14 protein-coding genes and 1 tRNA gene are annotated in these 13,959 nt (G+C 67.7%); 9 read left to right on the top strand and 6 right to left on the bottom strand.

Annotated features, from left to right (window positions below; all coding sequences use genetic code 11):
- Positions 1-156: 156 nt before the first annotated feature.
- Positions 157-1,068, bottom strand: a complete 912-nt coding sequence (locus ACQVDU_RS09020; protein WP_300591369.1) for a L,D-transpeptidase — start codon at positions 1,066-1,068, stop codon at positions 157-159.
- A 265-nt stretch (positions 1,069-1,333) separates the two neighbouring features.
- Between ACQVDU_RS09020 and ACQVDU_RS09025 the strand changes: the two genes are divergently transcribed.
- The 7 genes from ACQVDU_RS09025 (at position 1,334) to ACQVDU_RS09055 (ending at position 7,258) form a co-directional block, all read left to right on the top strand.
- Complete coding sequence (locus ACQVDU_RS09025; protein WP_300591368.1) at positions 1,334-2,065, top strand: ATP-binding cassette domain-containing protein; 732 nt, start codon at positions 1,334-1,336, stop codon at positions 2,063-2,065.
- Positions 2,065-2,889: a hypothetical protein gene (locus ACQVDU_RS09030; protein WP_300591367.1), complete on the top strand. Its 825-nt coding sequence runs from the start codon at positions 2,065-2,067 to the stop codon at positions 2,887-2,889. Before ACQVDU_RS09025 ends, ACQVDU_RS09030 begins: the two co-directional genes overlap by 1 nt.
- 17 nt (positions 2,890-2,906) lie before the next feature.
- Entirely contained in the window at positions 2,907-4,127 is a 1,221-nt protein-coding gene (locus ACQVDU_RS09035; protein ID WP_443476934.1) for a serine hydrolase domain-containing protein, read from the top strand.
- 65 nt (positions 4,128-4,192) lie between these two features.
- Positions 4,193-5,428: a sensor histidine kinase gene (locus tag ACQVDU_RS09040; RefSeq protein ID WP_443476935.1), complete on the top strand. Its 1,236-nt coding sequence runs from the start codon at positions 4,193-4,195 to the stop codon at positions 5,426-5,428.
- Entirely contained in the window at positions 5,425-6,084 is a 660-nt protein-coding gene (locus tag ACQVDU_RS09045; protein ID WP_300591364.1) for a response regulator, read from the top strand. The genes ACQVDU_RS09040 and ACQVDU_RS09045 overlap by 4 nt, the downstream gene beginning before the upstream one ends.
- 41 nt (positions 6,085-6,125) lie before the next feature.
- On the top strand, positions 6,126-6,692 hold the full coding sequence (locus tag ACQVDU_RS09050) for a LysM peptidoglycan-binding domain-containing protein (protein ID WP_300591363.1): 567 nt from the start codon (positions 6,126-6,128) through the stop codon (positions 6,690-6,692).
- Between the two features lie 299 nt (positions 6,693-6,991).
- Positions 6,992-7,258 carry a helix-turn-helix domain-containing protein gene (locus ACQVDU_RS09055; RefSeq protein WP_300591362.1) on the top strand — a complete coding sequence of 89 codons (267 nt, stop codon included), beginning with the start codon at positions 6,992-6,994 and terminating at the stop codon, positions 7,256-7,258.
- A 7-nt stretch (positions 7,259-7,265) separates the two neighbouring features.
- Here the strand turns inward: ACQVDU_RS09055 and ACQVDU_RS09060 are convergent, their stop codons facing one another.
- From ACQVDU_RS09060 to trxA, 4 genes are all read right to left on the bottom strand, one after another.
- On the bottom strand, positions 7,266-9,653 hold the full coding sequence (locus ACQVDU_RS09060) for a TOTE conflict system archaeo-eukaryotic primase domain-containing protein (RefSeq protein WP_443476936.1): 2,388 nt from the start codon (positions 9,651-9,653) through the stop codon (positions 7,266-7,268).
- Between the two features lie 99 nt (positions 9,654-9,752).
- Positions 9,753-10,487, bottom strand: coding sequence for an NYN domain-containing protein (locus ACQVDU_RS09065; RefSeq protein WP_300591359.1), 735 nt, complete (start codon positions 10,485-10,487; stop codon positions 9,753-9,755).
- 691 nt (positions 10,488-11,178) lie between these two features.
- Positions 11,179-11,252 (bottom strand) — tRNA-Pro (locus tag ACQVDU_RS09070).
- A 69-nt stretch (positions 11,253-11,321) separates the two neighbouring features.
- On the bottom strand, positions 11,322-11,636 hold the full coding sequence (gene trxA, locus ACQVDU_RS09075; RefSeq protein WP_443476937.1) for a thioredoxin: 315 nt from the start codon (positions 11,634-11,636) through the stop codon (positions 11,322-11,324).
- A gap of 221 nt (positions 11,637-11,857) precedes the next feature.
- On the opposite strand from trxA, the gene ACQVDU_RS09080 reads away from it, so the two are divergent.
- On the top strand, positions 11,858-12,577 hold the full coding sequence (locus tag ACQVDU_RS09080) for a lysoplasmalogenase family protein (protein ID WP_443476938.1): 720 nt from the start codon (positions 11,858-11,860) through the stop codon (positions 12,575-12,577).
- Positions 12,574-12,948, top strand: coding sequence for an RNA-binding S4 domain-containing protein (locus ACQVDU_RS09085; protein WP_292727525.1), 375 nt, complete (start codon positions 12,574-12,576; stop codon positions 12,946-12,948). Before ACQVDU_RS09080 ends, ACQVDU_RS09085 begins: the two co-directional genes overlap by 4 nt.
- Before the next feature lie 7 nt (positions 12,949-12,955).
- On the opposite strand, the gene ACQVDU_RS09090 is transcribed toward ACQVDU_RS09085, so the two are convergent.
- Positions 12,956-13,909 (bottom strand): NUDIX domain-containing protein, encoded by a 954-nt coding sequence (locus tag ACQVDU_RS09090; RefSeq protein ID WP_443476939.1) that lies wholly within the window; start codon positions 13,907-13,909, stop codon positions 12,956-12,958.
- Between the last annotated feature and the right edge of the window lie 50 nt (positions 13,910-13,959).

Consider the following 13,959-nt stretch of genomic DNA (forward strand, 5'->3'; position numbering starts at 1 on the left):
TCTATTCTTCCTGATCAGAGGGGCATTTCTACGTCACGACGCTCGCTCAACGCCCCGTCCATCGGTGGATCGAGGCTTAGTGCCAGTGGCAACTATCCGACGAGCGGGCGTGGGCTCGCTGATCTAAACAGCTGAGCCGCGGCATCCGTGCGAGTGTCATTCGCGGATCATCACCGGAGTTCCGAGCGGAAGTGCGGCGAGCGCGTGGGCTGCCGCTTCGTCGACGCGCAGGCATCCGTTCGACACCTGGCCAGAACGCGTGTCGTGATAGTGGAAGGCGGTGACGGCGACATCGCCGCCGTCGAACCCGTCAAGCGTGGGACTCTGCACCGAGAGGTAGGTGATCGGATTCCCCCTCGTGTACGCGAAGCTCGGCTCGGTGCGCACCGTCATGATGAACGAACGACCGAGGGGCGTCGGGGTCGCCTCCACGCCGGACCCGAAGTCGGCGGCGACGCGCTGGCGGTCCTCGCCCCGAACGATGTCGATGGTGCGGTCGCTGAGAGAAACCTCGATCACGGCCTCTTGCGCCGTCAACTCGACGTCCTGCGTCCGGAGCCATCCGGTGAGTTGCCCGGAGTTTCCCCCGGATGGATAGGCCTGACGGCCCACGAGCATGACCTTCACCCATGCGTCGTACTGCTCGATCACCGGCACCACGGTGCCGTCGTAGTACGAGTCACGCGGGAGGGAGGCCACCGGAGCGCCACCGGGCTCGGCGAAAACAGGGGCCGCGGTGCCCGTCGCGCGAGCGGCGACGTCGGTCAGCACTCCGAACGGATCGTCGTCGACGGGTAGCTCTGGGACGACGGCGAAGACGGTGATCTCGGGGAGTCCGGCAAGGTCGTAGGCGGTCGTGTCCGCGGCGGGCCCGAACTGAGTCGGTGTCGGCGTTGGCGACGGCTCGACGGTCGCCGTGGGTGTGGGGCTCGGCGCTGCCGCGAGCGGTTCGCCCAGCCCGGACGCGACAATCAATATGAAGACGAGCGCCGCGGCCACGAGCACCCCAGCGACGGCGAGCGCTACCCATCCCGCGTTCCGTCGGTCGAGCGCGCGCGTCGTGGCCATGCATCCATCGTCAGCGCCGACGATAAGGTCCGCAAGCGTCGACGCTTCTTCCGTGGTTGGAGTCGACTCCGCGCATCACGCCGGCATTGATCACCGCACCGCCGTCGCCGCCGCGCGTCGAACATGACGGCATCTCCGGAAGCGAGCTGGCCACGAGGCAGTAGCGCGGCGTCGCGGCATCCGCGCGCCGAAACTGGCCATTCGGTCAGGGGCGACTGGCCCTCGGGCTGGGGCGTGCGAACTCCCCCGTCGCGAGGCTAGGGTCATGACAAAACCAACCTCACCGCCGCTCTTCGCGCAGAACCTCCGGAAGACCTTCCGCGGTCGGCCTCGCCTCGAGGGCGCGACCTTCACAACCAGCCCTGGACGCGTTGTCGGACTTCTCGGCCCGAACGGTGCTGGCAAGACCACGACAATCCGTCTACTCCTGGGGCTCGCCGCCCCCGACTCGGGCAAGGGGCTCATCTTCGGCCAGCCCTACCGGGAGATGGAACGGCCGGCACAGACGGTCGGGGCAGTCCTCGACGCCGGCGGGTTGCATCCTGCTCGCACAGGGCGCCAACACCTGCGCATCGCCGCAGCGCGCGCCGCCGTCGAGGCCGAGCGCGTGGATGCCGTCCTCGCCGAGGTCGGCATGACAGCCGACGCCGACCGGCGTGCCGGGGGCTACTCCCTGGGCATGAAGCAACGCATCGCGATTGCCGCGGCGCTGCTGGCTCGGCCCCGGCTACTCGTGCTGGATGAACCCTCGAACGGGCTCGACCCCGCGGGCATGCGGTGGCTTCGCGACCGACTGCGTGCGTTCGCCGACGCCGGGGGCAGTGTGCTGCTCTCCTCCCACCTTCTCGGGGATGTCCAAGACATCGCCGATGACATCGTCGTGATCGCCGACGGCCGCGTTGTCGCCGACCTCTCCGTGCAGGAAGCCGTCGCCGCATCTGGCAACGACCTTGAGGGCTTCTACCCCAGTGTCACGGGAACGACGGGGGTGCGCTGATGTTCCGGGCAGAGCTCTTGAGTCTCGTCACGACGACCGCGACCAAGATGAGCGCCACGATCGCACTCGTCGGACTCGTGGTGACACAGCTGATCTTCGTCACCGTCCTCCCCGCGCTCGCCCGCGGTGATATCGGTCCGGGCGCCGAGGCGCTGGGGTCAGACTTCCCAGGCCTGGACCTCGCGACCGCGGCGGCGCAGCTCGACACGATCAATCCGCTCGGCGCCTCGATTGGCGGCGGTTCGATCGGGATTGCGCTGATCGCTGTCGTGTTGTTGGGAGTCCTCGCCGGTGCGAGCGATGACCGTTACGGCGGCATCGTGGGTGCGGTCCTGGCGTCACCCCGGCGTGGACGGCTCGTCATCGGGAAGGCGGCCGCCGTCGGATTAGGCGGCGTCGGTATCGGCATCCTCATGGGACTGGCGAGCTTCACCATGCTGCTGGCAACCCTGATGGTGACCGGAAACCCGCTGACGATCGGCGCTGGCGACATCCTCGCTTCTATCGGCCGCGGCGTCCTAGCGATAATGCTCTTGACCGTGATCGGTCTAGCAGTCGGCATCCTGGTCCGCACACAACTCGCGGGTGTCATCACGGTGCTGGCCGCGCTGCTGTTCGAACCGATCCTCGCCTCCATGATGGAGCTGATCGGCGGTGGCGTGACACCCCTATGGACGCAGTACCTCCCCGTCGCTCTGGCGCAGAACGTCATCCATGGCGGCTCGCCCGACGTGCCACTGCTCGTAGCGATCGGTGCGCTAATCGCTCTGACGACCACCCTCCTGGCCGCGGCGTCCGTCGCGCTCTCGCGGCGTGACATCTGAGGACACGGGAGATGATGATGAACACCACACCTCGTGAGTCCTCGTCCGGTAAAGGACGCAGACTGCGCACAACGATCGCGGTCTCCGCTGCAGCAGTCCTGGTCGCGTCCATGGTCGCCGCTGGCGCCCTGGTTCGCGCGACAGCTGTGCCGGCGGAGGCGGTCGACGCGGCATCCGCCGCTCTGGAAACCAGAATGCAGTCCTTGGTGGATGCTGGATACCCGGCCGCACTGGCCTCGATCACGCAACCCGATGGCGAAACCTACGATGCCGCGGTCGGGATGGCAGACCTCGCTACCGGGACGCCTCCACCGGTCGACGGCGAAGTGCGCATCGCCAGCAACACGAAGATGTTCGTCGCCACGATCGTGCTGCAGCTGGTCGATGAAGGCCGAATTGACCTGGACGCGCCGATCGACACCTACCTGCCGGGGCTCATCGCTGGTGACGGGATCGACGGCGCGCGCATCACCGTGCGCCAGCTGCTGCAGCACACGAGCGGCTTGCCGGAGTATGCGGATCAGATCGCCGCGGACGCCTTCGCCGCGCAGAAGCGATACATCTCTCCCCGCGACATGCTCGAGATCGCCCTTACTCGCCCAGCGGTATTCGAGCCCGGCGCGAGATGGGAGTACAGCAACACCAACTATCTCGTGCTGGGCCTGCTGATCGAAGCGGTCACCGACCGTGCTCTGGCCCAACAGATCGACGAGCGCATCGCGGCTCCGCTCGGCCTCGAGCACACCTATTTCCCCTCCCCGGGGGAATGGATGCTGCGCGGTGAGCATCCGGTCGGCTATCACGCCCAGACTCCCGGCGACCTGCGGGACATCTCGGAGATGGACACCTCGTTCGCGTGGGCAGCCGGGGCCATGGTCTCCACGCCACGCGAGCTCAACACGTTCATGTCGGCGCTCGTCGGCGGGGAGCTGCTCAGCGACACGGCTCTCGCGCTGATGCAGACGACGGTTCCGGCCGGTGACGAACTGTGGCCCGATGGCGCCTACGGGCTCGGCCTGCAGAGCTGGCACCTCAGCTGTGGCGGACTCGCGTGGGGTCACGGCGGCGATATCCCAGGAACGCAGACCCGCAACGCCGTCGGCCCCGATGGCGCGGCTGTGACGATCGCCGTAACTGCGCTGCCGTGGGCGGTCGTCTCGCCTGACGATCACGAAGCGCTGCTCGAGCAGTACCGGATCGTGGTCGACGCCCTGGATGCCACGCTGTGCGCGAGCTGAGTTCCGATACCATCACGCCGGGTGCTGCTCCCCGAGAGCGGCACCCGGCGTGGTTGACTCGCACCATGTCTCCCGCGGCGCGCTCCTCGACGTTCCTGGCGAACGCGCGCGCCGCGCTCCCGCCGATACTCGTGTTTGCCGGCGCGGTCGGCTTCATCGGGATCGACCTCTGGGCCGCCGACATACCGGAATCTCTCCCGGGCGGCGCTTCACCACTGGCATACGCCGGGCTCGTCGCGCTCCAGGCCCTCGCTCTGCTCCTGCGCCACCGAATGCCCCTCGTCGCGTTCGGAGCCGTGGTCACCCTCGACGCTGTCATCCTGGCGACCACCGCGGGAGAGCTCGGTATCGGATCCCTGGCGGTCGTCTTCGGGGCCTACACCGTCGCGCGGCACTGCGCTCGTACTGCGCAAGCCACCGCGCTGAGCACCGGCGTCGTTGTCACAACTCTCGCCGGCGGCGCTGCGATGCTGGTCGCGTCACGCGAACCATGGCTCGTCATCGTGGTCACGGCATTGGCGCGGATTGCCGTGCTCTACGTGGCGCCCGCCGCGGTGGCCGAGTACATGCGCGGACGCGAGCGCTTGGCGCGCGCGCTCGAGGACCGGGCGAGGATGCTCGAGCAGGAACGCATCGAACGCGCCGAGCGCGAAGTGCGCGCCGAGCGCACTGCACTCGCTCGCGAACTCCACGACATCGCCGGTCACCATCTGTCGGGGATCATCGTGAGCGCCCAGGCGGCGACAGCTCTCACCCGCAGCGACCCGGATCGAGCGCGCGAGATGATGCAGAGTGTTCAGGAAGATGCTCGACTCGCGCTCGCTGACCTTCGCCGAACGGTCGGGTTACTCCGCAGCGACGACGATGCCTCGGGCGACCCCCGCCCTGTTCCCAACATCGCGCGAATCACCGCACTGGTCAACGCAGCGCGAGCGCGAGGCCAGAGCGTGAGCGCGAATATCACCGGAACGCCACATCCGCTCGGGCCGCTCGCCGAGTCCACCGCCTACCGTATGGTTCAGGAGTCACTCGCCAATGCCGCTCGTCACGCGCCCGGCGCCGCCTCTACCGTCCATGTCGATTTCGGTCAGGATGCCGTGACGCTGACAGTCTCGAATCAGGCGCCGGCCGGCGCAGACTCAGCGCGACAATCCGTCCACGCAAAGCGGGCCGGCTATGGGCTCTCCGGCATGGCGGAGCGCGCGCAGCTGGTCGGAGCCCGACTGCACACCGGCCCGACGAGCACCGGTGGATGGCGAAACGAACTCGTCCTTCCCCTCGACCCACGGGAGGCACCGTGATCCGTGTTCTGATCGCCGACGACCAGGCCGTCGTCCGCGCCGGTCTGGCGGTGATCCTCGGCCTTGAAGACGACATCGAGGTGGTCGGAGAAGCCGTCGACGGCGCCGACGCCTTGGCTCGTGCGCGCGAGTTGCGGCCCGACGTCGTCTGTATGGACATCCGGATGCCTGGCACAGACGGAATCGCCGCGACCCGCGCGATCGTCGATGACCCAACGCTGGCAACGGAGGTACTCATGCTCACGACCTTCGACGTGGACGCGGATGTCTTCGCCGCGCTCGAGGCCGGCGCTGCGGGCTTCCTCCTCAAGGGCGCCGATGAACCGACCCTGCTCGCCGCCGTCCGATCCGTCGCGGCCGGCGGTGGAACCCTCGACCAGCGCCTCACCCGTCGGATTCTGCACGAGTTCGCAGAGCGCCGACGCCCGGACGCCGATCCGTCGCGAGAGCCCGACACGCCGCTCACCGACCGAGAGCTTGACGTCTTACTGCTGCTTGCCGAAGGACTCTCCAACGCCGAAATCGCTGACCGCCTCTACGTTGAACCGACGACCGTGAAGTATCACCTCGCGGGCCTCCTTCAGAAGACGGGGGCTCGCGACCGCCTGCAGGCTGTGCTGTGGGGCATCCGAGCTGGCGTGGTCGAGGTCCGCTGAGCGGGCGAATGTTCCGCGCCCTCGAGCGTAGGGTGAAGCGCATGAGCCGCGTCACCAGGATCGCTCTTCGAGCCGTCGCCGGTATCGCCAGTGTCGGTCTCGGCATCAGCATCATTACGGGGTGCTCAGCATCGTCGGGGCTTCTCTCAGCATCCCCGGATGAGACGGATGCAGCGACCGCAGGCGCCGCTCCCCTCACGGAAACGACGACGCCCTCACCGCCCAGCGGACCGGACCTCCAGACGATCGATGGCCACACGTTCTCTGCGATTGGCCCCGGAGACTGCGCAACCAACGCGATGATCGCCATCGACCGGGAGGGGCCTGGGAAGCTCCTCGGAGAGCTGACCGACATGGGAGCGTCAGGGTACGCAGCCGGCCCGGTGGGCTACGACGAACACGGGCGGATCGAGACCTACACGGTGCAGCCCGGCGACGCACTAGCCGCTATCGGCGAGCGCTTCTGCATCGACTACATCACCGTCGGGGTCTACAACCACCGCATGCCTCCAGGAAAGACGATCCAGCCGGGCGACATCCTGGTGCTCCGCCCCGACCCCACTGTGACGTGGTCACCTGACGACGCCTACGCACCTCCGGCACCCTGAGCGCCGCACGGAGGGCGACCCGGCAGCCACACCACACGCCGCTTCGCGGGACGCGGAGCCTCCGGCAGCACGCGTCGGTCGGGATGCGCCCCACCGCCACTCCACACGCCGCTACGCGGCGCGCGGAGCCTCCGGCGGCGTGGGCCCACCTGAATCCGCTCGCGGGAATGCTGCGAAACTACTGCCAACAAGGGCGGAGAACCGCGGAACTGGCCGAACTCCTGGCCACTGCGCGAGGCTCGACGCGGGAAGCGGATGACCGGCCAATCCCCCAGCAAAACGCACTGCATCGATCGGTCATGAGGCTCATCATCGATGACTATGAGGTCGGAGCATCCACGTATGAGCTTGCCAATCGGTACAACGTGCGCCGCAACACCGTCCGCGACACGCTCCGGCGCGCCGGGTTCGACCTCACCGCCAAGTCGAAGCGCGCAGCCCTGAGCGAGGAGCAGAAGGCCGAGGCTCGGCGTCTGTTCGCCAGCGGGGCGACCCGACGCGAGCTGATGGAGATGTACGGAGTGAGCGAATCCACGATCAGACGGGTACTGCGTCCTCGTCGATGAACGGCACCTACTCCTCTTCGGAGGGCCCCGCCGTCACGAAGCCCTCCTTCGCCATGATGCGCCGTCGTCGCGAGTACATGCGCTCCAGAAGCGGTACGTACATGTCGCGGTAGTCATGAACGGTGGCGGGGAGGTGACTGGCATCATGCCCGCGGGTGATGCGTCCGATCTGCTGGATCACTCGCCCCTTGAAGGAGACCGGAACTCCTAGGAACAGCGTGTTGAGCGCCGGGAGATCGAGCCCTTCGCCGGCGACCTTGTCGATGGCGAGGAGCACGTATGGCTGCTGCCGTGCTTCCATCTCGTTGAGAGACGCTCTAATGCTCCGGCGTTCCGCGGTGGGGAGGCGCCCATGGAGCCCGACCACTGGCGCCGCGCATCCCTTCAATGCATCTGCGAGCGCGTCGAGATGCTCGAGCCTGTTCGTCAGGACGAGGCACGTCCGCCCCTGGGCGACCGCCTCATTGATGTGCCGGGCGATCATCGCGTTGCGTTCGGGATCGGCGGCGAGCTCCGAGTAGATCGCTTGGATAGACGGCCCGTCTGTCCCGGGCTCGTCCGTGCGGAAGGTCGTCTCGTGGACGATCAGCTTGCGCTCCGCTCGCTCCTGAGAGTCGAGCACGTGCCGCACCGGCCCGCACTGCATCGTGATCAGGCCGTTCATCTGATCGGCACGGTAGGGGGTCGCTGTCAGCCCGACCCAGTAGCGTTCGCTGACATTGCGCAGGGCGGCCTCGGTCGCGGGAGCGGCGACGGCATGGCACTCGTCGACGATGATCTGCCCGTACTCTTCCAGCACCGCAGGGTCGGCGTTCCGGTGCGAGACGGACTGCATCATGATCAGGTCCACGACACCTCGCCGCTTCCGACGCCCGGCTCCCAGCTGTCCGATCTGCTTGTCGGTGAGGCCGAGGAACTGCTGAAGACGCTCACGCCACTGTGTGAGCAGTTCGGCCCGGTTCACGAGGATCGCCGTCGGCCTGGCGCGCTCGGCGGTGAGCGCGCAGGCCATGACCGTCTTGCCCGCCCCGGGCGGTGCAACGAGCACTCCGGTGTCATGTGCGAGGAGCGCGTCGACGGCTTCCTGTTGCTTCTCTCGCAGCTGCCCCGTGAATGTCAGCTCCAGACGTGTCTGTGCCGTCGCTGTTGCCTCGATCGCTGCCTGAAATCCCGCATCCGCGAGGAGCGCCACGGTTTCGTCGGTAAGCCCCCGTGGTAGCCGCAGCTCGTGCTCGTCGTGCTCGAAGCTGGTGACCAGGCGTGGCGTCCCGAAGGTGCTGAACCGCTGTGCTTGCTTGCGATAGAACTCGGGGTTGGGCACCGATGCCATGTGCTTGAGCTCGGTGATCACGATGCCCGGAAGGTGTGCCGTCGGGACGTGCAGCAGAGCATCGCGGCGAAGCTTCAGCGACCTATGCGCGGTTCCGCGCGCGGCCGCTCGGATGCTCGCTCGCCGTGGCCTGGCGCCCAACGACTCGGCGGGCCCCACGCGCGCCTCTGCGTGGCTCGTCGCTCCAAGTTCCCTGATTCGTTCTGCGGAGACGGGCGTCGTCGACGCGAGTGCCGCGAATTGGTCCTCGTGCGGACGCCATGTGTCGGGGTCGACGAACACGGTCGTCCCGCGTCGGCGGCAGTCGCCTTGCAAGGGCAACGCGATGAGGTTGCCCAGGCGCGCCCGCCCTGAGGATCGTTCGGGCAGCGTGTCCTGCGAGGGAAAGAAGCGGTCGTAGCTGCGGAAGTCCATCGCCGGCCTGCGGGTCATCGCAGCGCGCAGGAGCCGCATCCCGGCTGCGCGAGCCGTCATGGCGGGGAGCACGTCCTCGAAGAAGATCCAGACATGCGCGCCTTCGCCGGAACGGGAGACCTCGGTGAGCGCGTGGATCCCAACCTGCTCGCACTCTGCGACGAAGGCCGCGGCATCGTGCCGCCACTCTGCGTCGTCGAAATCGCAGACGAGAAGCCTGCACTGGTCGCCTTCGAGCATCGGGTAGAGACCGATATGGAACTCGCGCTCCCCAGGAGCAGCCGCGCCCCGCAGATGCCGTTCGATCGTGCGCTCATCGAGTGGCAGGTAGTCAGCAGCGGTCTCGGAGCCGGTGTAGAAGCCGCCGCGCACGGCAGGGCTCCAGCCGGACTTCCCCGTGCGCGCGCTGGTCCAGCGCGTTGCGTAGACGTCGTTCCTGCCGGTGAAGCGCGCTCGGAACAAGGCGAGCTTCTCGGCGCTCGACGAGGCCGCCGTGACGGTAGGAAGCAGATCGGAGCGAGGGCGCGCGCCGACCGGCTCCTCTCGCTGAAGCTCCCTCAGCTGTTCGCGGGCTTCTGCAAGTTCCCGCTCCAGTCTCGCGATCCGTGTCCGCAGGGCATCGATCTCAGCGGTGGTCTCCGGACGGCGCACGGCTCCCAGGCTACCGCGCGCCCCCGGACCGTCGGTGATGCGCAAAGAAAAGACCCGGCGCCAGAGGCGCCGGGTGGTATGACCCCATGTTAGCACTCGTCACCATGGTGCGGGCTTCGTGATCCGGGACGAGATCACGTTCGGGAGCTGATGCGCGTAGAGGTCATCGGGCTCAAGACGGTACCACCAGTGGTTGCCTGCGCCTTCGGTCGGCGTCCCTGCGAGCTTGCCCGCGCGGACCCCTTTCGTCGGGTTGATCAGGCCGACGGGAACGTGCTCGCGCGCGACGCCGATCGGGTAGGCGAGGTCGCTGTCATTGCTGATGACGACGGCCGCATCCACCCTACGGGTGAGCACGTCGATCAGCAGATGGGAGGCGACGTTCACGTCGCTGCCCTTCTCCTCGCGCCGGGCGACGGAGGCCATGAACGTCGCGCCCGGGACGTCCTGGCCGCTGTGGTCCTGAATCATGATCGGCCAGTCCGGTTCGACGAGAACAGGTTTGCTGTTGCGTCCTTTGACGGCCAGCGGCGCCGTCGACACGCGCGCGACGTACGTTCCGAAGCTGATCCTCGTCGCCGAGCCCGTGTGCGCCAGAGCCCGCAGGTACACGTCCTGCTCCCGCTGCCCCTCGGGGTTGCTCGCACCGCTGATCCGGGCCGTGCAGTAGGTGACGTTCTCGATCGTCACCTCTCCCCAGTGCGAACGGGTGGCGATCACACTCTCGATCATGCCTCGCAGATCCAGCCAGCGCCATCCCGGCGTCGACCGCCCGCAGAGCCCGCGCGCACCGTAGTACAGGTTGTACCCGTCGATGTAGACGCCGACCCTCATACGGACGAGCATAGAAGCGACCACTGACGTCGAGACGCGAACCGGTGCGACATGCCACACCTCGATGACGACACCTACTGGGAAAGACGCCTGCTTCTGTGCTCCGACTGGGCGACAGGAGGGCCCGCGCTATCCCGTCTGACCCCGACGAAGCAATGGCTACTCCACGCGTTCTATCTCCCATCGAAGCCGCTGCGCAGGAGCGCCGTGGCCGAACACCGCCGCCGAATCGTCACACGCGATCGAGACCTGCCGAGGCGAGCGAGCGTCGCCTTCCAGGAGTTCCTCGACGCGCAGGAAGCCGTCGATCACGACAGGCGAACGGCGCCTCCCGTGTCCCCGCGGCGCGGGCCGACGCGCGGCAGACGCGGCCGAGACGAGATCCGCCTCCGAAGTCTCGTCCGCCCCGAACCCGACGCGAAGCTTCTCGCGCAGGCGCTGTTGCTCGCCTGGACAGAAAGCACCTCAGGGTAACCCGACGACGATCCGCCTGGTTGACTTCCCACAAGGTACCTGACGGGAAAGAAAACAAGACGAACCCTGGATTCACGGCGTAGCCAGGTATTTCTCTCCGAACTGTTGCCGAGATGGCGACAAGCCCTTCACCCTCAACACAAGAGTCAAGGTTGCAAGAAGAAGATCCTCATCAGGCATTTTCTGACGTCCGATGAGAGACTTCGTCGTGTATCCGTCGGGATGACAGGATTTGAACCTGCGACCCCTTGACCCCCAGTCAAGTGCGCTACCAAGCTGCGCCACATCCCGGAACCCGCACCGAAGCGCGGACAACTCCCCTATCCTAGCCGGTCGTGGCGGCAGCGCACGAACCCAGCCCTAACCGACCTGGGCGGCCACCCACTGGCGCAGCTGCGGTGCCGGAAGGGCACCGATCTGCCGCGACTGCTCCGCACCGTTCCGGTACAGCAGCAGAGTCGGGATGCTCTGGATGCCGTGACGCTGCGAGACGCGCGGCGACTCATCCGAGTTCGCCTTGACGACCTTCAGCTTTCCGGCGAAGTCCCGCGACATCTGCTCGACGATCGGCGACACCATCCGGCACGGGCCGCACCACGGCGCCCACACGTCCACCAGCACCGGAAGCGTAGCGTCACCGACGACAGCGTCGAACGAGGCATCGTCGGCGTCCACGAGCCAGGGCAGATCCGCGTGGCACGACGCGCAGCGGACTTTCCCGGCACGGGCCGCCGGGACCCGATTCTTCGCACCACACGACGGACATGCCACCACTATCGATTCCGCCATCTTGACTCCCTCCCCGTTCATTGTCGCGATCACTCGGCCGCAAGCGCTACCTCTCGCACGCTCAGCGGCAATAGGGTGGGAGCGGTTCCCAACACGAAGGAGTGTCTGTGACCGCTGATGCCGCTACGACCCGAGTCGCCGCATCCGACCTCTCACCGCGCTGGTGGTGGGGGTTCCTGCCCTACGTTGCGGTGTCGATCGTGCACGTCACGGCGCTGCTGTCGGGGTGGGATGCCGTGAGCGGCCCCACCAAGCTCGCGCTCATGCCGCTGCTTGCCGTGGCTGTGCTCTGGGGTGGCCGGGGCTCGCAGTGGGGTGCCCCCTACACGCTGATGTTCGTCGCTCTCGCGCTGTCGTGGCTCGGCGACGGCGCCGCGACCTTCTTCCCGTTTCTGGATGACGAACTCCCAGCGATGCTCCTGTGCTTCGGTCTCGCGCATATCGCCTACATCGTGTTGTTCTGGCGGTTCCTCGCGGTTCGGCGGCTGCCGTGGTGGTCTGCGGTCTACGCGGTGTGGTGGGTCGTCCTGGTCGTCTACCTCTGGCCGGCCCTCGGCGGACTTGCCGTGGCAGTCGCGATCTACGGACTCGTTCTCGGTGGCACAGCCGTCCTGTCCACCCGATGCCATCCGGCCATTGCGTGGGGTGGAGCGTTCTTCCTCATCTCCGACACCGTGCTCGCGTTCCGGCTCTTCCTCCCCGAAACGATGCCGTCGGGCAGCAGCGCCCTCGTCATGATCACCTACACCCTCGGGCAGGGGCTCATCGCCGTGGGAGCGGTGATCGCGACCCACGCGGCGCGGGCCGCGAGAGAATCGACGGTGTGACCGACTCCGTTCGCGTGGATGCCTGGCTCTGGGCAGTCCGGGTCTACAAGACCCGATCAGCAGCGACAGCGGCATGCCGCGCGGGGCATGTGCGGGTCGGTGGGGACCGCGCGAAGGCGGCCCAGCCCGTGCGGATCGGCGATGAGCTGCGCGTCCGGATCGCAGGCTTCGACCGCATCCTCGTCGTCAAGCAGCTGCTAACCAAGCGCGTCGGAGCACCGGCGGCAGCCCTCGCGGTCGACGACCGTACGCCGGCCCGCCCGTCTCGGGAAGAGACCCCGTTCGTCCCGGTTCGCGACCGCGGCGCAGGGAGGCCGACCAAGCGCGAACGTCGCGACATCGACCGGCTGCGGGGCCGGTCCGCCGAATAACGCTGGGCTACGCGCGCTCGTCGAGCTGATCGAGCAGCCAACCGGCACCGACGACCCGGGCACCTGCGGCGCTGACCCTATCGGCGAGTCCCCGGTCACTCGTCACGACGACGACCTGTTCGCCGCTCGCGACCCGCCGCTGCGTCTCGGCGACGATCTCGTCATCCCCCTCGCCGGGGGCCAGCACCACACGGATGCCGGCGCCTGAGTCATCCGCAGGCAGAGCCGCGCCTTTGGCCTGCCCCTCGAGCAGGCCCGCGGCCTTGGCCTGCCCCTCGAGCACGATCGACACGTCAGGGAACCAGTGCGCGCCCGGAAGCTCGAGCGCGTCGGCATCCACCCCGCGCGCTTGCCACTGACCGACCCGGTCGATGAGCCGACCTGCAGCCCCCGCGCGGTCTCGCCACCATCCGTCGGGCACCGAACCCACGACGTTCGCCGCATCGATCACGACGGCCGGGCGCACCGACAGCAGCGGGCCAAGGTGCTCCCACGCCGACGCGAACCCCGGATGCAGCGGCCTCTCGGCCACCTCCTCTACCGGAACCCACTCGAGGGCAACGCTCTCGGCATCCGCAATCTGCGGGTCGAACGGCTCGATGACGTCGGCGATCACTGTCGTGTACGACCAGATCCCGAGGTCGAGCACGCTCCAGAAACGCTGGCGAACGGCATCCCGCGGCACCGCGGCTTCCTCGCGCGCCTCGCGGAGCGCCGCCACACCGGCATCCTCGTTCTCGTGTCGCGCGCCGCCGGGCAGCGCCCAGGTTCCGCCGTGGTGGCTCCAGCCGACGCGGTGCTGCAACAGGATGCCGCGCTCGGCATCCACGGCAAGAAGACCCGCCGCGCCGAACCGACCCCAGTAGCGCTCCCCCGTCGGCGCGATCACCCATGCGTCACCGGGATCGCGCGGGCCCATCGGGCGGCGCGGCTCTCCGGGAGCCGGGGGTTCGATCGTCACGATCTCAGCCTGTCACACCGAGCGGGCTCCCCTGGTCGCGAGCCATCTTC

The organism is Microbacterium sp. F2 (assembly GCF_052274505.1).
In the GTDB taxonomy this organism is placed as follows: domain Bacteria; phylum Actinomycetota; class Actinomycetes; order Actinomycetales; family Microbacteriaceae; genus Microbacterium.